This window comes from Propionivibrio dicarboxylicus (assembly GCF_900099695.1).
Classification (GTDB): domain Bacteria; phylum Pseudomonadota; class Gammaproteobacteria; order Burkholderiales; family Rhodocyclaceae; genus Propionivibrio; species Propionivibrio dicarboxylicus.
Window position 1 is genome coordinate 530,406 of sequence record NZ_FNCY01000001.1, and the last position, 17,800, is coordinate 548,205.

Annotated in this window: 18 protein-coding genes and 1 tRNA gene; 12 read left to right on the top strand and 7 right to left on the bottom strand. The window is 61.0% G+C overall.

Features of this window, described 5'->3' with window-relative positions:
* Positions 1 to 3: 3 nt before the first annotated feature.
* The 3 genes from atpG to BLR25_RS02585 are packed head-to-tail and all read left to right on the top strand — an operon-like array spanning position 4 to position 2,794.
* On the top strand, positions 4 to 870 hold the full coding sequence (gene atpG, locus BLR25_RS02575) for a F0F1 ATP synthase subunit gamma (protein ID WP_091932834.1): 867 nt from the start codon (positions 4 to 6) through the stop codon (positions 868 to 870).
* 35 nt (positions 871 to 905) lie between these two features.
* Complete coding sequence (gene atpD, locus BLR25_RS02580) at positions 906 to 2,306, top strand: F0F1 ATP synthase subunit beta (protein WP_091932837.1); 1,401 nt, start codon at positions 906 to 908, stop codon at positions 2,304 to 2,306.
* Between the two features lie 59 nt (positions 2,307 to 2,365).
* Positions 2,366 to 2,794 carry a F0F1 ATP synthase subunit epsilon gene (locus tag BLR25_RS02585; RefSeq protein WP_091932840.1) on the top strand — a complete coding sequence of 143 codons (429 nt, stop codon included), beginning with the start codon at positions 2,366 to 2,368 and terminating at the stop codon, positions 2,792 to 2,794.
* Positions 2,795 to 2,890: 96 nt separating this feature from the next.
* Here the strand turns inward: BLR25_RS02585 and BLR25_RS02590 are convergent, their stop codons facing one another.
* Positions 2,891 to 4,102, bottom strand: a complete 1,212-nt coding sequence (locus BLR25_RS02590; RefSeq protein ID WP_091932843.1) for an MFS transporter — start codon at positions 4,100 to 4,102, stop codon at positions 2,891 to 2,893.
* A 155-nt stretch (positions 4,103 to 4,257) separates the two neighbouring features.
* Here BLR25_RS02590 and BLR25_RS02595 point away from each other — a divergent pair, with 155 nt between their 5' ends.
* A complete protein-coding gene (locus BLR25_RS02595) occupies positions 4,258 to 4,623 on the top strand; it encodes a DUF1840 domain-containing protein (protein WP_091932846.1) in 366 nt (121 codons plus the stop codon).
* A gap of 48 nt (positions 4,624 to 4,671) precedes the next feature.
* Here BLR25_RS02595 and BLR25_RS02600 read toward each other — a convergent pair whose 3' ends face one another.
* Positions 4,672 to 6,711 (bottom strand): methyl-accepting chemotaxis protein, encoded by a 2,040-nt coding sequence (locus tag BLR25_RS02600; protein WP_176785718.1) that lies wholly within the window; start codon positions 6,709 to 6,711, stop codon positions 4,672 to 4,674.
* Positions 6,712 to 6,851: 140 nt separating this feature from the next.
* Between BLR25_RS02600 and BLR25_RS02605 the strand changes: the two genes are divergently transcribed.
* Entirely contained in the window at positions 6,852 to 7,754 is a 903-nt protein-coding gene (locus BLR25_RS02605) for a 5'-nucleotidase (RefSeq protein WP_091932853.1), read from the top strand.
* A gap of 69 nt (positions 7,755 to 7,823) precedes the next feature.
* Here the strand turns inward: BLR25_RS02605 and BLR25_RS02610 are convergent, their stop codons facing one another.
* Positions 7,824 to 8,609, bottom strand: a complete 786-nt coding sequence (locus BLR25_RS02610) for an EF-hand domain-containing protein (RefSeq protein ID WP_091932856.1) — start codon at positions 8,607 to 8,609, stop codon at positions 7,824 to 7,826.
* Positions 8,610 to 8,953: 344 nt separating this feature from the next.
* Between BLR25_RS02610 and BLR25_RS02615 the strand changes: the two genes are divergently transcribed.
* Together BLR25_RS02615 and BLR25_RS02620 are read left to right on the top strand one after the other, a co-directional pair.
* Positions 8,954 to 9,667 (top strand): response regulator transcription factor, encoded by a 714-nt coding sequence (locus tag BLR25_RS02615; protein WP_091932859.1) that lies wholly within the window; start codon positions 8,954 to 8,956, stop codon positions 9,665 to 9,667.
* 13 nt (positions 9,668 to 9,680) lie between these two features.
* Positions 9,681 to 10,838, top strand: a complete 1,158-nt coding sequence (locus tag BLR25_RS02620; RefSeq protein ID WP_091932861.1) for a sensor histidine kinase — start codon at positions 9,681 to 9,683, stop codon at positions 10,836 to 10,838.
* Here the strand turns inward: BLR25_RS02620 and pssA are convergent.
* Positions 10,833 to 12,242 carry a CDP-diacylglycerol--serine O-phosphatidyltransferase gene (gene pssA, locus BLR25_RS02625; protein WP_218122597.1) on the bottom strand — a complete coding sequence of 470 codons (1,410 nt, stop codon included), beginning with the start codon at positions 12,240 to 12,242 and terminating at the stop codon, positions 10,833 to 10,835. The genes BLR25_RS02620 and pssA overlap by 6 nt on opposite strands.
* A gap of 121 nt (positions 12,243 to 12,363) precedes the next feature.
* On the opposite strand from pssA, the gene BLR25_RS02630 reads away from it, so the two are divergent.
* From BLR25_RS02630 to BLR25_RS02640, 3 genes are all read left to right on the top strand, one after another.
* Positions 12,364 to 12,969 carry a hypothetical protein gene (locus tag BLR25_RS02630; RefSeq protein WP_091932864.1) on the top strand — a complete coding sequence of 202 codons (606 nt, stop codon included), beginning with the start codon at positions 12,364 to 12,366 and terminating at the stop codon, positions 12,967 to 12,969.
* 93 nt (positions 12,970 to 13,062) lie between these two features.
* Positions 13,063 to 14,301 (top strand): formate-dependent phosphoribosylglycinamide formyltransferase, encoded by a 1,239-nt coding sequence (gene purT / locus BLR25_RS02635; RefSeq protein ID WP_091932867.1) that lies wholly within the window; start codon positions 13,063 to 13,065, stop codon positions 14,299 to 14,301.
* Positions 14,302 to 14,328: 27 nt separating this feature from the next.
* Positions 14,329 to 14,402, top strand: a tRNA-Gly gene (locus BLR25_RS02640).
* Positions 14,403 to 14,493: 91 nt separating this feature from the next.
* On the opposite strand, the gene BLR25_RS02645 is transcribed toward BLR25_RS02640, so the two are convergent.
* The gene (locus tag BLR25_RS02645; RefSeq protein ID WP_091932870.1) at positions 14,494 to 15,456 is read right to left on the bottom strand and encodes a FecR family protein; all 963 of its coding nucleotides are present in this window, start codon (positions 15,454 to 15,456) and stop codon (positions 14,494 to 14,496) included.
* A gap of 209 nt (positions 15,457 to 15,665) precedes the next feature.
* On the opposite strand from BLR25_RS02645, the gene BLR25_RS02650 reads away from it, so the two are divergent.
* Positions 15,666 to 15,971: a putative quinol monooxygenase gene (locus tag BLR25_RS02650; RefSeq protein ID WP_091932874.1), complete on the top strand. Its 306-nt coding sequence runs from the start codon at positions 15,666 to 15,668 to the stop codon at positions 15,969 to 15,971.
* Positions 15,972 to 15,986: 15 nt separating this feature from the next.
* The gene (locus BLR25_RS02655) at positions 15,987 to 16,319 is read left to right on the top strand and encodes a cupin domain-containing protein (RefSeq protein ID WP_091932878.1); all 333 of its coding nucleotides are present in this window, start codon (positions 15,987 to 15,989) and stop codon (positions 16,317 to 16,319) included.
* Positions 16,320 to 16,329: 10 nt separating this feature from the next.
* Here the strand turns inward: BLR25_RS02655 and BLR25_RS02660 are convergent, their stop codons facing one another.
* The gene (locus BLR25_RS02660; RefSeq protein WP_218122598.1) at positions 16,330 to 17,325 is read right to left on the bottom strand and encodes a CapA family protein; all 996 of its coding nucleotides are present in this window, start codon (positions 17,323 to 17,325) and stop codon (positions 16,330 to 16,332) included.
* Positions 17,322 to 17,780 (bottom strand): zinc-binding metallopeptidase family protein, encoded by a 459-nt coding sequence (locus tag BLR25_RS02665; protein ID WP_091932884.1) that lies wholly within the window; start codon positions 17,778 to 17,780, stop codon positions 17,322 to 17,324. Before BLR25_RS02665 ends, BLR25_RS02660 begins: the two co-directional genes overlap by 4 nt.
* Positions 17,781 to 17,800 lie beyond the last annotated feature (20 nt).

Genomic DNA, 17,800 nt, shown 5'->3' on the forward strand with positions numbered 1-17,800 from the left:
GTCATGGCGAGCGGCAAGGAAATCCGCAACAAGATCAAGAGCGTCGAAAGCACGCGCAAGATCACCAAGGCGATGGAGATGGTCGCCGCATCCAAAATGCGCAAGGCGCAGGACCGGATGCGGGCGGCACGTCCCTATGGCGAGAAAATCCGGCGCGTGGCGGGCAATCTTTCGCACGCCCTGACGGACTACGCGCATCCGTTCCTCGAGCGGCGCGACGAGGTCAAGGGCGTTGGCCTGATCGTCGTCACCTCCGACAAGGGGCTGTGCGGCGGTCTCAATACCAACGTCCTGCGTCTGGCGCTCAGCAAGATGAAGGAATGGGATGCCGAGGGCAAATCCCTGCAGGTGTCGGCAGTCGGCAACAAGGGTTTCGGCTTCATGGTGCGTGCCGGTGCGAATCTGGTGTCGCATCTGACCGGACTCGGCGATACCCCGCATCTCGAGAAGTTGATCGGTCCGGCGAAAGTGCTCCTCGATGCCTATGTGAATGGCGAGGTCGATGTCGTCTACATCGCCTATACCCGCTTCATCAATACGATGAAGCAGGAGCCGGTCATCGAGCAGTTGCTGCCGCTTTCCGGCGATCTCGTTGGCAGCAATACCGAGAATCGCTGGGATTATCTCTATGAGCCCGATGCCAAATCGGTGATCGACAACCTGCTGATCCGCTACGTCGAAGCGCTGCTCTATCAATCGGTGGCCGAGAACATGGCTTCCGAACAGAGCGCGCGGATGGTGGCGATGAAGTCGGCCTCGGATAACGCCAAGAACGTCATCGGCGAACTTAAGCTGATGTACAACAAGGCGCGCCAGGCGGCCATCACCAAGGAGCTTTCGGAAATCGTCAGCGGCGCTGCGGCCGTCTGATCTTGCGAACCGGTTAATTGATTGAGGATAGGACGATGAGTCAAGGAAATATTGTTCAGTGTATCGGCGCCGTGGTGGACATTCAGTTCCCGCGCGATGCAATACCGAATGTTTACGATGCCCTCGCGCTCGACAAGGCCGAGGAGCACGCCGGTTGCGAAGCCGACCTGGTGTTTGAGGTCCAGCAACAACTCGGTGATGGCGTGGTGCGCACGATTGCCCTGGGGTCTTCCGATGGCTTGCGTCGCGGCATGAAGGTCAGCAATACCGGCAAGCCGATTTCGGTGCCGGTCGGCGAGGCGACGATCGGGCGCATCATGAACGTGCTCGGTCGTCCGATCGACGAAGCGGGTCCGATCAAAACCGAAGAGCGTCGCGCGATTCACCAGCCGGCGCCTAAGTTCGACGAGCTGTCGCCGTCGGTCGAGCTGCTCGAAACGGGCATCAAGGTTATCGATCTGGTCTGTCCGTTTGCCAAGGGCGGCAAGGTCGGTCTCTTCGGCGGCGCTGGCGTCGGCAAGACCGTCAACATGATGGAACTCATCAACAACATCGCCAAGCAGCACTCCGGTCTGTCGGTGTTCGCCGGCGTCGGTGAGCGGACGCGCGAAGGGAACGACTTCTATCACGAGATGAAGGATTCGAACGTTCTCGACAAGGTGGCGATGGTCTTCGGTCAGATGAACGAGCCGCCGGGTAACCGTCTGCGCGTGGCCCTGACCGGTCTGACGATGGCCGAGCGTTTCCGCGACGATGGCCGCGACATTCTCTTCTTTGTCGATAACATCTACCGTTACACGCTGGCCGGAACCGAAGTGTCCGCGCTACTCGGCCGAATGCCGTCTGCCGTGGGTTATCAGCCGACGCTGGCCGAGGAAATGGGCCGCTTGCAGGAACGGATCACCTCGACCAAGGTCGGCTCGATCACCTCGATCCAGGCTGTGTATGTGCCTGCGGACGACTTGACCGACCCGTCGCCGGCGACGACCTTCCTTCACTTGGACTCGACCGTCGTGTTGTCGCGTGACATTGCGGCGCTGGGTATCTATCCGGCCGTGGATCCGCTCGACTCGACCTCGCGTCAGCTCGATCCTCAGGTTGTCGGTGAAGAGCACTATAAAGTGGCGCGCGCGGTCCAGATGACGCTGCAGAAGTACAAGGAACTGCGCGACATCATCGCGATTCTCGGTATGGACGAGCTTTCGCCGGAAGACAAGCTGAGCGTGTATCGCGCCCGGAAGATCCAGCGCTTCCTGTCGCAGCCCTTCCACGTGGCCGAAGTGTTCACCAACTCGCCGGGCAAGTATGTGTCGCTCAAGGATACGATCAAGGGCTTCAAGATGATTTGTGACGGTGAATGCGACAGCATTCCCGAACAGGCCTTCTACATGGTCGGCAGCATCGAAGAAGCCTTCGAGAAAGCCAAGACCCTCTAAGATCGAGCGCGCCGGGGCGCCGTTCCGTTTGGAGGGCGCCTGGCGCAGGGGAATGAAAGATGCCACTGAGAGTACATGTCGATGTAGTCAGCGCCGAGGAATCGATTTTCTCGGGTGAGACCGACTTCGCCGTTTTTCCGGGCGAGTCGGGGGAGCTCGGAATTTATCCCCGGCATACGCCGCTGCTGACGCGTCTGCGGCCGGGAACCGTGCGACTCAAGATTCCCGATCGTGACGATTATGAGTTGGTCTACGTGTCGGGCGGGATTCTCGAGGTCCAGCCGAATCTGATCACGCTGCTTGCCGATACGGCGATTCGCGCGCACGATCTTGATGAAGCCAAGGCCTTCGAGGCGAAGAAGCGGGCCGAAGAAGCGTTGAAGAACCGCGCCGCCGACATCAATTACGCGGCGGCTGAGGCGGAACTGGCGGAAGCCGTTGCGCAGCTCAAGACGATCAAGCGGAAGAAACACCACACCCAGCACTGAGCGTGTCGGAATCGAAGACAAACGGCCGGGCGACACCGCCCGGCCGTTTTGTTTTTAAAGCGTGGCCCGTCCGGTCGCTGCCGCCGGCTATTGCTGTCAGCCAAGCTGTCGTCGGGCTTTCCGGAAACCGCTGAGGAACCAGAGCCAGGCGCCGAGCTGGCAGGCAATCAGCATGATGAAGGCGTAGCGGTGGGCGCTGGCGCTTGAGTAGCCGGTAGCACGCAATCCATCGATGATCAGCCCCATGGCCCACTGGAAGGCGAAGGCGCCGGCGAAACTCAGGAGGTTGTAGGTCGTATTGACGCGGCCTGACAGTGCGTTCGGGAAGTCGCTGGCCAGCACCGAATAAGACAGCGTGCCGAAACTCGAAAATGCACCATAAACGATCCACAGCGCGTAATGGTGTTCGCTCGCTTCGGCGACGATTGCGATGAGGGTCGTCAGCGCGAATCCGAGCGCACCGGCGAGCAGCATGCGCGGACTGATCCCGTGGCGGGCCAGTCGGGTCGAGACCAGACCGATGAGGACATAGGCGACGATCATGGCGATGCTCATCGCTGCGAGGTGGTCCGCGGCTTGCGAGCGCGAAAAGCCATTGACCTGCATCAGCCAGGCACTCGACCAGAGGCTTTGAATCGCCATGAATCCGCCGACCTGGGCAAAACCGATCGGGGCGATCCGCCAAAAATGCGGGCTGCGCAGAATTTCCTGCAATCCGGCCCACAGGATTGCCATCGAGTCAGGCTTCTGCGTGCTCTGCTTCTCGGGAACGCTGACGAATACCCAGGCCGATACGAGGAAGGTGATGCCGGCGAGCAGCCAGAAGACCTCGCGCCAGGTCAGCCAAGACAAAACGAGATCGAGCGGCGCCGTCGAGGCGAATGCGCCGAGGGTTCCGGCGGTCATGATCCATCCGGTCATGGCGGCGAGCTTGTCCGGCGCAACCCACTGCGAGAATGCCTTGAACGAGGCCATTAGACAGGCGGAAACGCCGAGGCCGATGAGCGCCCGGCCGAGTGCAAGCCCGTCGATCGAGGTCGACGCAGCGAAAACCGCCGACCCGGCCGCGGCAAACAGCAGCAGCACAGCCTCGATTTTCCGCGCGCCGTAACGATCGAGCAGCAGGCCGAGTGGAAGCTGGGTGGCGCCGAATGCGACAAAATACGTGCTCGTCAGCAAGCCAAGATCGGCGGCACCAAGGGACAGTTCGTTGCTCAGGATCGGACCGACAACCGCGTTGATCGTCCGGAAGTGGTACGAGAGAAAATAGGCGCCGGCAAAGGGCAGGAAAAGTCTTAACCAGGACATGACAGATGAGCATCGGGTCGCATCCGACCCTTGGCATGAAGGCGCAATGGAAAGGCAATGAATGGGGATTCTACCCCGCAAAGCTGGCTTCCAGCGGCTAGAATGAAATCAAAGAGATCGAGACTTAAGAGAGACGAGTGTAGAGAGGCCGGGTCATGTTGGTGAGATTAACGTCAAGCACTTCTGGCGACATGGTGATGTTTGCCGAACACCTGCGTCGGCTATACGAGATTATCGGCAAGGAATGTACGGCGCGCGGCGTTTTCATGCATGAGCAGTTGCCGGAGGCGATCGCACGACTGAAGGAGGCGATCGCTGCGGAAAAGGAAGCCTTGCATTTGGCCGAATGCCGCCGGAGAGAGGAAGGGATCGATCCCGACGATGAGTTGGATGAGGTCGGCGTCAAGGTTGAAGTCCCGCCTGTTCATTTGTGTCAGCGCGCGACGCCACTCGTGCATCTGATGGAATGGACGTTCAAGGAAAAAGGTTTCATCCTCTGGGAAGCCGACCGCGACTTTTAGCGCGTGCCGTACCCACCGCAGAATGCGGTGGGTGTCTCCTGATATACCTCAGATCCTGAAGCGTACGACCGCTTGGTTCAGCGTTTCGGCCAGTTGGTGCAGGTGTTCGGCGCCTTCACTGTTTTGTTCGCTGGCTTGTCGGTTGGCTTCAGCCATACGCGCGATATTCTCGACCCCCTGGGCAATATCGTGTGTCGCTGCACTTTGTTCACCGGTGCTGTTGGCGATTTCCTTGACGGCGGTGACGGCGGTCTGACTTTCCCTTTCGATGTCGTTCAAGGTGTCCCCGGCGGTACGGGCGGCACCGACGCCTTCGGTGATGCGCTGGGCGAGGTTGCCGATACGGGTGACGATTTCCTGCGAGTCCTGCTGAACGGTGACGATCGTTCCTGAAATCTCCGTGGTGGATGCGGCGGTCCGTTCGGCAAGCTTGCGTACCTCGTCGGCAACCACGGCAAAGCCACGGCCGGATTCACCGGCGCGTGCGGCTTCAATCGCGGCATTGAGTGCCAAGAGGTTGGTCTGGTCGGCGATTTCCTTGATGATCTGGACCACCTGCGTGATGTTTGCGGTCCGTTCCCCGAGTTGGTGGACGACGGTCGCTGTTTCACGGATATCGCGTTCGATACCGGTAAACTCGCGGACGACTTCGCCGACACGCTGGTTGCCAAGATGCGCGGCAACCGCCGATTCGGTCACGAGTCGTTCGGCATCGCTGGCATTGGTGGAAACGTGGGAGATCGAAACTGACACTTCCTCAACCGCGGCTGCCAGGCTCGCGGCGGACTGACTTTGCTGCTCCGATCCGTCCATCACGCTCTGCGCGGTGCTGTTCATCGCTTCCGCCGCGACCGTCATGTCGGTCGTCGCGGCACCGATCTGTCCGATCATCTGGGTCAGGCCGTCCCGCATCCGCCGTAGTGCAACTGCCAATTGGGCTGTTTCATCCCGGCTGTTCGGATCGGCCTGGGCAATGCTTCGGCGCAGATCGCCATCGCCCATGGCGGTGAGCGTCTCAGCCATCGTCGACAGGGGCGCCAGATGCCGGTTGGTGTAAAACGCTGCGACAATGACCAGCAAAGCCGCGGCGCCGACGAGGATGCCGATCGTGATGTTGCGTATCTTGCGGGCTTCGATAGTGAACTCATCGACCCAGGTGCCGGCACCGACGATCCAGCCGGAGTCCTTGAGTTCGGCAAGCGCGGCGAGCTTGCGTCCGGATTTGCCGTCTTCGCTGGTCCAGTCGTAATGCAGCGTTCCGCTTCGCTTTTCGATCATGAGTTTGACGAAGGCGGTGATTGCCGGATTCGCCAGTTCCTTGACCGACTTGCCAACGAGTTTCGGATCGCGGTGGGCGACGATGACCGCGTCTTCAAGGGTTTTTCCGGGTGCGACGATGAAGGCGTAACCGGTTTCCCCGACCTGGAACGATTGGATGCCTTCCTTGACCCGCTTGAGGATATTATCGACGTTGACACGGATCGATAGCGCGCCGACGGTGGTATTGTCGATGATGATGGGTTCGAAATGCGAGACGTAATAGACGCCGTCGCGGCTGACGAGGCCGCTGTACAGCTTGCCGTCCTTGACGGCGCGCGTTTCAGGTCCCGTTGCCGGCAGGGGGACGCCGACCTGCGACTTGCCGGCGGGATTTTTCAGGAAAGTGGTGACGCGGACGAATTGGTCACCGAGCCTGACCATGACGGCGGGGTCGGCGTGCAACAGGTCGCGGATCTTGGCGAGCAGTTCGAGATTGTTGTTGAGGGTGACGCCTCCGGATTTGAGTACTGGTACGGCGGCAACGTCGCCGGCCGGCGCTTTCTCGTCGGAGAGCGTGATACTGCCGGGCAGCATCTTGTGGGCGATATCCATGCCCGATTTAGCCGTATCCTTGGCGTTGTCGAGACTGTCGCTGATGGCCGCGGCGAGGGCGTTGACGCGTTCCTGAATGGCTGTTTCGGCCTGGCCGATGGCGGCGCGATTTGACAGAATGGAGAGCGTGGTGACCAGAACGGCGAAAACGAACACGGTGGTCAGCAGGATGACGATGCTGAGTTGCTGGGCCAGTGGCCGTTGACGTACGTTCATAACTCCTCCATGACGGATGCTGTCGTTGTTTAGATTTGGCATACGCGAATCGATTATGGCATAGCCATCGACGCAACTCTAGGAGGCTAAAATGGGGTCAGGGAAAAATCTTTGGCCCGATCGAGTAACGGAGGTCTTGCATGCCGGTGACGTTGGATAACAAACTTGTCGTTGCGCTGTCGTCGAGGGCACTCTTCGATTTCGAGGAGGAAAACCGCGTATTCGAAGAAATGGACGACCGGGCTTACATGCAGTTGCAGTCCGATCGGCTGGACCGGCCGGCGCCGCCCGGCGTGGCCTTTACGCTGGCGAAGAAGCTCTTGGCGTTCAATGCCGACGGCGTGCATCGCGTTGAAATCGTCATTCTTTCGCGCAACGACCCCGTTTCGGGATTGCGAGTATTCCGTTCGGCAGAAGAGAACGGGCTTGATCTTGGTCGCGGTGTCTTCACCCGCGGGCGGGCGCCGTACCGCTTTCTCGATCCGCTCGGTGCGCATCTGTTCCTGTCGGCCAATGCCGATGACGTTCGCAAGGCACTTGCAGCCGGATTTCCCGCCGCTCAGGTTTTTGCGCATTCGCACGTCGATACCGAGCGCCATGCCGATGAGTTGCGGATTGCGTTCGACGGCGATGCCGTTCTGTTTTCAGACGAAGCCGAGCGCATCTATCAGCAGGATGGACTGGCGCGCTTTCACGCCCATGAACGGGCGCATGTTGCACGTCCGCTTCCGCCTGGCCCGTTCAAGCCGCTGCTCGAAGCCTTGCAACGACTGCAGGGCGCGACCGGGCCTTCGGTTCCGGTCCGCTTGCGCACAGCGCTTGTAACGGCGCGGAGCGCGCCAGCCCACGAGCGCGCCATCCGTACGCTGATCGACTGGGGCGTTTCGGTCGATGAGGCCATGTTTCTCGGTGGTCTGGAGAAAGGGCCGTTTCTGGCGGAATTCGAACCCGACTTCTTCTTCGACGACCAGACCGGACACTGCGAATCGGCGTCCAGGGCCGGGCCTGCCGGTCAGGTGCTCAGCGGCGTCACCAACACCTGAGTCGGTGTTCGCGCGCAGCGAGAATCGCCGCTCCGGCTCGCGCGCGGGAGCCGGAGTCGTTCTGTGCCATCAGGCCGACGTCGAAATCAGCGAACTCAGCGAACTTAGCGTGTTGTTGCTACTCGTGCCATCGCCATAGAGACGCAGGAGATCCATTAACTGCCGGAACATCTGCGCATCGGTGGTTTGCGTGCTGGTGCTCGAGTCCTTGCTCGACGAGTCGGAACTGGTCGACGTCGACGACGAACTGCTGCTCGACGAAGATGTCGCGCTCGTTGTCGATTGCTGGTAGGACATGGCTTCGTCGAATGTTACCTTGCCGTCGCCGTTGGTGTCGGCCGCACTGAAGTTGTTGACGATGTTGCTGATCAGATCGGCACGTTGGCTGTCGCTGGTACTGCCGCTACTGCTGATCTCGGACAGCTGCTGCTCGAGTTCGTCCTGGGTGAAGCCTGTGTCATTGGTCGGCGGGGGCGGCGGCGGCATCGAGCCCGTCGCGTCCTGCATACGCGATTGGTTGAACTGGGTATCGAGCTGATCGGCGAGTTTGGTGAGACTCGCCGACATTTCCGATGCCGTGACCTTGCCGTCGCCGTTGGAATCGAGCTGCGAGAAAATGTCACTGGCGCTGGAGGTCGAACTTGATGTCGTACTCGATGTACCACTCAGGCTGGACAGCGCCGATGCAAGATCGCTCTCCTCGATGTAGCCCTTGCCAGAGCTATCGAGTACCGAAAAAAGCTCGCTGGCGATTTCATCGCTGCTCGGACGCTTCGAACTCGTGCTGCTCGAACTGCCGGTCGTGTAGTAGCTACTGGTGTTGTAGTAATTGCCTATGCTGCTGATGGAACTCATCGCATTCTCCTCGAAAAAATGAAAAGGAATCGGCGGCAGCCGGTCCGATATGTCATAGGCAAAATATCGGCCAGAAAAGCCGTCAACGAAGGTGCTTAAGGGTTAAACAGTGAAAAGCTGTGTTAAGAATTCTGGCGTCATCGACGGCGACATCCGCACGGCTTGGGCGACACGGCACGGATGCTGTGCAAAGGGCGGGGTTTGTGCCCGGTTTGTGGAATAAAAATCGAATATAATCTGATACATGCATTGTTTTGCCGGTCGTCCGGCAAGTTTTTCCAAAGGGGCGTAAATGCGCGTAAAGCAGGCGCCCGATGAAGGCTCGACTTGGTTATCATTCCGTCATGAATTTTCCTGATGCTCCCCACGTGTTGCTGGTCGACGACGATGTCGAACTGGTCTCGCTTCTGAATTTTTACCTGCGCAGCGATGGCTTTCGCGTATCGCAGGCAAATGACGGTGAAACGGCCATCCAGATGCTGTTTTCCGGTCCCCTGCCCGATATCGCAGTTGTCGATGTCATGATGCCGGGGATCAGCGGCATCGAGGTGTTGCGGCGCATTCGTGCCAAGAGCAGCATCCCGGTCTTGATGCTGACCGGGCGCGGTGACGACGAGAGCCGCATCCAGGGGTTGGAATTGGGCGCCGATGACTATGTGGCGAAGCCCTGCACGCCCCGCGAACTCAGCGCCCGCCTGCGGGCAATCCTGCGGCGTACGCTCGCCGCCAGCGAGGGGAGCAAGCCGGGCGAAAGCGATATGGTCCGGGTTGGCGAACTCGTTCTGAAATCGGCCCAGCGAAAAATCTCCTGGGGCGAGCAGGATCTCAATCTCACCAATGCCGAATTCAACCTGCTTGAGGTGCTGATTCAGCGGGCCGGACAGGTGGTCAGCAAGGATACGCTGTCGGAACAAGGGCTCGGCCGCCCACATCAGCGCTATGATCGGAGTATCGACGTGCACTTGAGCAGCATTCGGCGGAAATTGCCGCCGCTGAACGACGGTCGTCCGCGCATCCAGGCCGTCCTGCGCAAGGGCTATCAGCTGCTGATCGATTGACGGGAGGGTGGATATGCCCCGTTTCAGGCTCGGTCGTCTCTATTGGAAGTTTCTTTGTTTCTTTTTCCTGGCGCAGTTGCTTGCCGTGGTCGGTGTCGGCCTCGCGATCTGGGCGACCAAACCCGTCCATGTCTTCGATCATCCACCGCCACACGAATCCCGTTTTCAAGGACCGGCACCCGAAGGCGGGCCGGTGGGCGGGCCCTTTGCGGGGCCGCCCGGTGGCCCAGGTGAGCCACACCCGCCAGGGTTCCTGCCGCGGCCGGCGAAACTACCGATTGAGCATCTTCTTGCTGGCGCGGTCGTCAGCCTGGTGTTCGCCGCTCTTCTGGCGAGCTATGTGGCACGCCCGATCCGGCGGCTGAAAGATGCGCTACGCGCCGCCGGTGGCGGAAAATTGTCTCCCGGGCTCGCGGCTTCAATGGGGCGGCGCGAGGACGAGCTGACCGAGTTGTGCCAGGAGTTCGACCATATGGCGACGCGTCTGGCGCATCTCATGGAAGGCCAGCGTCGCCTCCTTTACGACGTGTCGCATGAATTGCGTGCACCGCTGGCACGACTTACGGCGGTGATCGGCATTGCGCGCCAGCAGCCGGATCGGCTCGAAGACTGCTTGCAGCGACTGGAACGCGAGTCGGAGCGGATGGATCGACTGATCAGCGAACTGCTGACACTGTCGCGTCTCGAAGCGGGCATGGTCGAACGCATCGACGAACCGGTCATTGTTGCCGAGGTGCTCGGCAATGTCGTTTCCGATGCCGAGCCGCAGGCGGCACAGTTGGGCTTCAACCTCGAGTTCGAGGGTGAAGACATGGCAGCGGTACGCGTCATGGGCGATCCTGAGTTGCTGCACCGAGTTTTCGACAACTTGTTGCGCAACGCGATGACGCATGCTTCGGCCGGAAAGTGGGTCCGCCTGTGTTTGAGCGTCCAGGGCGAAACCGCGTGTGTTCAAGTGGAAGATCGCGGTCCCGGCGTCCTCAGCAGCGAAACCGAGCAGATCTTTCAGCCTTTCTATCGTGGCTCGCAGACGAGCGGCGTGAACGGTCACGGCTTGGGTCTCGTGATCGCACGCCAGATCGTCGAAAACTATGGTGGCCAGATCAAGGCAGAGAACCGTCCGGAAGGCGGTTTGCGCGTCAGCGTCTATCTGCCGATGACGGCGCTATAACATCTGGTTGATCAGCCGGTCGGCGCGGATGCGGGCCAGGCGCCGGATCAGGCGCTGTACCGGCGGTGGGTAGTGGTCGACCGTCTCGAGTGCGTCGTAGTGGGCGAGGCGGACCGTGTTGACGAGGATGCGGTCGAGTTCTGCCCGATGCTGCGTCGTCAGGAGGCGGTGCGGGTCGTGGATCAGCAGGCCGTTTTCCAGATCGAGTCGCCAGGCGCGCGGATTGAGATTGTTTCCGGTCAGCAGGATGCGCTCTTCATCGGCGATCATGCCTTTCAGATGGAAGGTGTTGTCGCCGTCCTTCCAGATATGCACGTTGAGCACACCGGCCGCGATGGCGCGCTGATGACGCTTGCAGAAACGGCGCAGGTTGGCTTCGTAGAGATAGGGCAGCGCGCCGATCGTCTTGAACGGCTCGCTCGGGGGAATGTAGAAATCGTTGGCGGTCTTGTCGCCGAGCACGATCGTGATGCGGCAACCCGCGCGGATTGCCCGGCGCAGTGCGCGCTGCAGCGAGCCCGGGAGGTTGAAGTACGGGGTAAAGAGCGTCAGTTGGCTCCGCGCCTGCAGAACCAGTTGCAGGAGCACGCGATTCAGCTCGTTGTGCCGAAGACCCAAGCCCACCAGGGGGGTGATGCACACATCTGCGTCGCTTGGCGCCGATGCGGTGAATCGGTAGCGTGCCGCGGCCAGCGTTCGCCGCAGGTCGGCAATCGCCGGCTTCAAACGCCCGGTTGGCGGCGTGTCGGCCCGCTCCAGCGGGTGCACGGCCGGATGCGGGGTAATCGTCTCGGTCAGCAAACGCGCCATGCAGTCGGCGAGTTCGCGATGCTGGATCAGATGATAACGGTCGAGCCGGTAACGCCCGTGTCGTTGCAGGTAGACGTCGTTGAGGCTGGCGCCGCTGTAGAGCACGGTCTCGTCGAAAACGAAGCCTTTCAGGTGGAGCACGCCGAGCAGTTCGCGTCGCTGGACCGGAACGCCGTACACGGTGACGCCCGGGCCGAACCGTTCGGCTTCGGCGCGGTACAGGGCGGCGTTGCCGTCGGATTTCTGCTTGCCGATCAGGCCGCGTTGCGCACGGTGCCAGTCGACAAAGACAGCGATTTCTATCTCGGGATGTGCGGCGCGGGCGGCGTAAAGCGCCGCCAGAATTTCCCGGCCAGCGTCGTCGTCCTGCAGATACAAGGCCGCGATCAGGATGCGCTTCCGCGCTTTGGCGATTTGCGCCAGAAGCGTTTCGCGGAAGGCGACCGGATCGGGCAGAATCGTCACGGCGTCCGCCGGAACGGCCATGCCGCGGATATCTTCGAGCGCCGGCAGGTGGCGCGCGCGATCGCGCCAGCGTTGCAAAACGCGGGCAAGACGGGATGTCGTTGTTCGATAGAGATGATCGTGTTCCACGGAGGCGGATTATACCGGGGTCGGCCGATTCCGCGCCGTTTCTTGTCCTTTTGGGCGGTTTTCGGCGCCGGGTCGAGGCCTGATGGTTGTCAGCCGCAATCAGCTCTGATAGCGTAGCGGCATGAAAACGCCCGATCCCGTTACCAGCCAGGCCATGCAGCGCATTTTGCGCGTGCTCGAGAAGAAACCGAATATGTCGGTGTCCGACATTTCGGCGGAGGCTTTTGTCGGCATGACGACGCTGGCGTGCGGAGGATACATCAAGGCCCTCAAGGCCCGCGGATGCTTGTTCATCAGCGGCTGGCGCCAGGTCAATGGCCGTTTTTCCACGCCGCTGTACAGTCTTGGCAATCAGGAAGACGTCAAGCGGCCGCGTGTCGACGATAGCAATCGTGATGCTCCTGGCATGGTGCGCATCGTCGAGACCTTGGGCCATTTCGGCCCCCTGACCTACCGCGAGATCGCGCAGTATTCAGGTCTGTCGATCAATACCGTCAAGAACAGCGGCTATCTGGCGGCGCTCATCGCGCAAGGATTGATCCATATCGGCGATTGGCGTCGCTCCCATGGCGGGCCAATGATGCCGGTCTATCATCCTGGCGCCGGCGTGGCTGCGGAAAAGCCCCCGGCGGTATTGGCTCGCGACAAGTTGCGGCAATACCGCGAGCGCGTCCGGATTGCGGCGCGCGGACATGGCTTGAAGGCACTCGTCGCCGATTTGCGCTGAGCATATTCCGCCAGACGGCGGCGTGACCGGACAGCCTTGGTCCCGGGCTGGTAAAATCCGCCTTCTTCGTTCACCGTCATCTGGAACCTTGCCATGGCTACGACTCCTATCGGCTCGCGTCTTCAACCTGTCACCGCGCTGGGGACACCACTGTCCCGTTCGGCAACCCGGGTCATGCTGTTGGGTGCCGGCGAACTCGGCAAGGAAGTCATCATTGCGCTGCAACGCCTGGGTATCGAAACCATTGCCGTCGATCGTTATGACAATGCCCCTGGCATGCAGGTCGCACATCGGTCGCATGTCGTTTCGATGACCGATGCGGCCGCTTTGCGGGCGGTCATCGAGCAGGAGCGGCCGCATCTCGTGGTGCCGGAAATCGAGGCGATCGCGACCGATCTGCTGCTCGAGATCGAGCGCGAAGGCCTGGCCGAAGTTATTCCGACGGCGCGCGCGACGCGCCTGACCATGGATCGCGAAGGCATCCGCCGCCTGGTGGCGGAGGAACTGGGCATGCCGACTTCGCCGTACGCCTTTGCCAGTTCGCTGGATGAGTTGCAGGCGGCGATCGACGCCGGTATCGGCTATCCTTGTCTCGTCAAGCCGACGATGTCCTCCTCGGGCAAGGGGCAGTCGCTGCTGCGCGGTCCGCAGGATGTTGCCAAGGCGTGGGACTATGCCATGCAGGGCGGGCGGGTGAGCCGCGGGCGCGTCATCGTCGAAGGTTTTATCGATTTCGAATACGAGATCACCCTGCTGACGGTCCGTGCCGTCGGTGCCAGCGGCGCGGTCGAGACCCATTTCTGCGAGCCGGTCGGTCATCTACAGATCAGCGGCGATTACGTGGAATCCTGGCAACCGCAGGCGATGAGTCCGGCGGCGCTGGAGAAGGCGCGGGAAATCGCGGCGGCGGTCACGACCAACCTGGGCGGGCGCGGTCTGTTCGGGGTCGAGTTGTTCGTGCGCGGCGATCAGGTCTGGTTCTCCGAGGTCAGCCCGCGGCCGCATGACACCGGCTTGGTGACGCTTGCCTCGCAGCGTTTCTCCGAATTCGAATTGCATGCTCGCGCGATTCTCGGCTTGCCGGTGGATGTTTCGCTGCGCGCGCCGGGCGCTTCGGCGGTGATCTACGGCGGCGTGGACGCGACGGCGATCGCCTTCGCTGGGGTCGCCGAAGCGCTGGCCGTGCCGGAGACCGATCTGCGCCTGTTCGGCAAGCCCGAAAGTTTCAAGAAGCGCCGCATGGGCGTTGCCGTGGCTACTGCGGCGACGACCGACGAAGCGCGCCAGCGCGCGAAACTGGCGGCGAGCCGCGTCAAGCCGATTGAATCCTAGGCGCGGAGCACTTAGAATAGCGGCTTCGCGGGCGTCGTATAATGGTAATACCCAAGCTTCCCAAGCTTGTGCCGTGGGTTCGATTCCCATCGCCCGCTCCAGTTTGAGTGTAAAAAAAGCCAACCGATATCGGTTGGCTTTTTTGTTATGTGTCGGTCCTCGCAGGCTGCTGGCGCTGCGGGTGAGAGATCGCTACTGGGTGCTTGTGGCCGTGCTGGTCGAGGTCGAAGTGGTCGCCACGGAGTTCTGCGATTCGCCACCGGACGCTGCGGCGGCGAGTGCGGCTGCGGCTGCGGCGGCAACGCCGGCTGCGGTCGCTGCGGTCGCCATCGTGCCGACGGCGACGCCCGAGGCGCTGGCGCCGGCAGCGGTTCCGGTTGCCGCAGCGGTGCCGGTGCTCGCCGTTCCCGTGGCTGCAGTGCTTGTCGTGGCGGAGCCTGTCGTCGCCGACCCCGTGGTCGTTCCTGTGGCAGCATTGCCACCGCCGTAACCTGGGCCGGGATTGGGGTTGGCAGGCAAAGGCGCGCCAACGACCGGAATTTGGGCGAGTTGACTGAAGGAAGTGACTATTGCGCCCGGTAGCGGCCCGGCGACGGGCAGAACGTTGGCTGCGGCGATGTAACTGGTCTGCCCTGCGCCGAAGACGGCGCTGCCTGCGGTATTCGATACGGCAACCTGTCCGCTGCCGACGGAAATGCCCAAACTGCCGGATGCGGCCATGAAATCGGTGCCGCGAATGCCGATGGTTGCAGTGCTGCTGCGAATCTCGGTGGCTTCGCGACTACGTTGGGCGAGCGCGCCCGAGACATAACGGAATGCACCTTTCGCCAGATCCAGTATCGAGCGATCTTCTGCCGGTTTCGTCTGGTCGTAGCGGTAGTCGACAACCTTGAACACGGTGTCCGCGTTGAGAACGATCACCTGGCCGTCATCGAAGCGCAATATGGCATGACTGTTTGAAAGCGTCGTCAGCGTTGCGCCGCTGTCGATGCGAGCCCCCTGGGCGACACGCGATTCGGTACCGTCCTTGGCGACACGTAGTTCGCCAACGGCTTGTTCGACCAAAGCCGCGGCCCATGCCAGCTGACTAAAACCGAATATTAGCGCCATTGCAAAGGCGCCCTTGGAGAGTTTGCTGTGACGAATCAACATCATTGCTCCTTTCCGACGAACATGGTCGAGGACTGCAGAATGCTTAATGGCAGTAGCCTACGACGCTTGAGCTTGGTGAGGCAAGGTATTTATTGGACACGGAGAAATGCATTTCGACTGAAAAATTCCGGCTAGAATGGACGATTGCTGGGCGTGCCTGCTTCGAAAATAAGCAGAGCATCGCCTTTTGTTCATTGAGGAGGAGTGTATTCATGGTCCATGTATTGGCATCGTTATACATCAAGGAAGGCTGTCTGGCCGAGTTCATCGAGATCTTCAAGGCCAACGTGCCGAACGTTCTGAAGGAGGATGGCTGCATCGAGTATGTGCCGGCGATCGACCTGGTGACCGACATTCCGACCCAGGACAAGAACGCGTGCATCGTCACCGTCATCGAAAAATGGGACAGTCTGGAAGCGCTCCAGGCACATTCGGTGGCGCCGCACATGCTTGCCTATGGCGAGCAGGTCAAGGGCATGCTGGAAAAAGTGTCGCTCAAGATTTTGCAAAACGCATAGAGCCGGAGGTTCGCGATGTTTAATGCGGCGAGCGGAGAATCGTACAAGTCGGCGTTGCCGGGGATTCTCCTCAAGACCTTGGTATTCGGCGAAAAGACCTTGCTCTCCGAATTCAGGTTAACTGCCGGTGCCCAGTTGCCCGCACATTCGCATGTTCACGAACAAACGGGCTACCTGGTTTCCGGCAAGATTCGCCTGATCATCGGCGGTGAGGCCTTTGTCGCCGGTCCGGGCGACAGTTGGTGCATCCCCGGAAACGTCGAGCATCGGGCCGATATTCTCGAAGATTCGGTGGCGATTGAGGTGTTTTCTCCGGTTCGCGACGATTATCTGCCGTCCGCGACGTAATTTCACATCATCAGCGCGCTGGGACGCGGTCGCCGCAAGGCGCTGCGTCGGTCATTCCGGCACGCCAGCATGTCGCGGGGTCGGTGCTCGGGTGCGGGATTCCTTTGGCATCGATCCGGACCGGGTCGATCCGCCATGCATGCGGTCCGTGGCGGTCGACCTCGAGTCGTAGAATCCAGCCGGTATTGTTTTCGGGCGGGTCGAATCCGTCGAAGACGAAGTTGCCGAGACTGTAGAAAACGGGTTTGCCGCGATAGATTTCCGTGTCCTGGACAACATGCGGGTGGCCACCCACCACGGCATCGGCGCCGGCATCGATCATCAGGCGCGCCAGCGCGCGCTGCCGGTCATTGGCGACCGACTCGTTTTCCCATCCCCAATGCATGACCGGTATGACGACATCCGCGTGATGGCGCTGCCGGGCAGCGGCGATATCGAAGCGGACCTGCGCGTCTTCGCTCCAGGCGATACCGGCCTTGTCTTCGTCGGCTTCGAAGCGGCGCGGCATGAATTCGTTGTAGCCGAGAAAAGCGATGCGTATGCCCTGTCGCTCTACGATCAGCGGGCGATGAGCGTCAGCAAGAGTGCGTCCGCCGCCGAAAAAGCCGATGCCGGAGCGTTCCAGATGGCCGATCATCTCGGCGAACGCGGTCGGGCCGAAATCGCCGGAGTGGTTGTTGGCGACGCTGACGCCGTCGAAGTGGTGGCCAAGCACCTTGAGCACGCGGGGATGTGCGCGCAATGTCACGACCTTGCCGGCTTCCCGCTGGCCACTGCTGGCGACCGTGCATTCAAGATTGCCAATCCTGATGTCCGCGGCGGCGAGCAGCGATGCGACCGGGCCGAATGGGTCGCCGCCATGCCGTATGACTTTTCCGGGCGTGTCGGCCAGCATGATGTCGCCGACGAAGACAATGCTGACCGGAGCGGCGTTTGCCACGGTTTCGGCCGCCACCGTTGCCGGCAGGGCGAAGGCAGCCAGAGCGAGAAGGACGGATCGGATCACGGTTCGAGTTCCAGCAGTGCGCATCGATAGCTCAGTTCGCGACCGCGACGCGGCGAGTAGATGGTTTGCGTACCGGTCAGCGCATCGGGTTGCGCGTTGCGTTGCGGTATCGGCTTGGCGTAGTTCGCTTCGTGCAGAAGCACGGGGTGTCCGGTGTCGAGGTCATGCACATAGAGACTGATGTCATCGATGCCGGAAGCATCGCCGATGACGACGGCCTTGAATCGGAAGCGGTCGTTGATGTTGATGGCCTTGACGCGATAGGGATCGGCGGCGGGTGAAAATACCAGCGTTTCCGCTTTGCCGCTGTAGGAAACGTCGCAGCGGAGTTGGCTGTTCTCGCCGAGGACGGCGAACGGCCAGGCGATCAGCATCGACGCGGCAACGCGACTCAGGGCCAGTCCTTTTCGATAGGGTGTGTGATGCCGGCGGGAGGGCAGGAGAATGTCGAGCATGTTTGCGATGGCGTGTCCGC

Coding starts and splice junctions, on each gene's coding strand:
- BLR25_RS02620 (WP_091932861.1), top strand. CDS start 9,681: ATGCCCCGTTTCAGGCTCGGTCGTCTCTATTGGAAGTTTCTTTGTTTC.
- BLR25_RS02605 (WP_091932853.1), top strand. CDS start 6,852: ATGCCGGTGACGTTGGATAACAAACTTGTCGTTGCGCTGTCGTCGAGG.
- BLR25_RS02615 (WP_091932859.1), top strand. CDS start 8,954: ATGAATTTTCCTGATGCTCCCCACGTGTTGCTGGTCGACGACGATGTC.
- BLR25_RS02585 (WP_091932840.1), top strand. CDS start 2,366: ATGCCACTGAGAGTACATGTCGATGTAGTCAGCGCCGAGGAATCGATT.
- BLR25_RS02655 (WP_091932878.1), top strand. CDS start 15,987: ATGTTTAATGCGGCGAGCGGAGAATCGTACAAGTCGGCGTTGCCGGGG.
- BLR25_RS02610 (WP_091932856.1), bottom strand. CDS start 8,609: ATGAGTTCCATCAGCAGCATAGGCAATTACTACAACACCAGTAGCTAC.
- BLR25_RS02600 (WP_176785718.1), bottom strand. CDS start 6,711: ATGAACGTACGTCAACGGCCACTGGCCCAGCAACTCAGCATCGTCATC.
- BLR25_RS02650 (WP_091932874.1), top strand. CDS start 15,666: ATGGTCCATGTATTGGCATCGTTATACATCAAGGAAGGCTGTCTGGCC.
- purT (WP_091932867.1), top strand. CDS start 13,063: ATGGCTACGACTCCTATCGGCTCGCGTCTTCAACCTGTCACCGCGCTG.
- BLR25_RS02595 (WP_091932846.1), top strand. CDS start 4,258: ATGTTGGTGAGATTAACGTCAAGCACTTCTGGCGACATGGTGATGTTT.
- atpG (WP_091932834.1), top strand. CDS start 4: ATGGCGAGCGGCAAGGAAATCCGCAACAAGATCAAGAGCGTCGAAAGC.
- BLR25_RS02630 (WP_091932864.1), top strand. CDS start 12,364: ATGAAAACGCCCGATCCCGTTACCAGCCAGGCCATGCAGCGCATTTTG.
- atpD (WP_091932837.1), top strand. CDS start 906: ATGAGTCAAGGAAATATTGTTCAGTGTATCGGCGCCGTGGTGGACATT.
- BLR25_RS02665 (WP_091932884.1), bottom strand. CDS start 17,780: ATGCTCGACATTCTCCTGCCCTCCCGCCGGCATCACACACCCTATCGA.
- BLR25_RS02590 (WP_091932843.1), bottom strand. CDS start 4,102: ATGTCCTGGTTAAGACTTTTCCTGCCCTTTGCCGGCGCCTATTTTCTC.
- BLR25_RS02645 (WP_091932870.1), bottom strand. CDS start 15,456: ATGATGTTGATTCGTCACAGCAAACTCTCCAAGGGCGCCTTTGCAATG.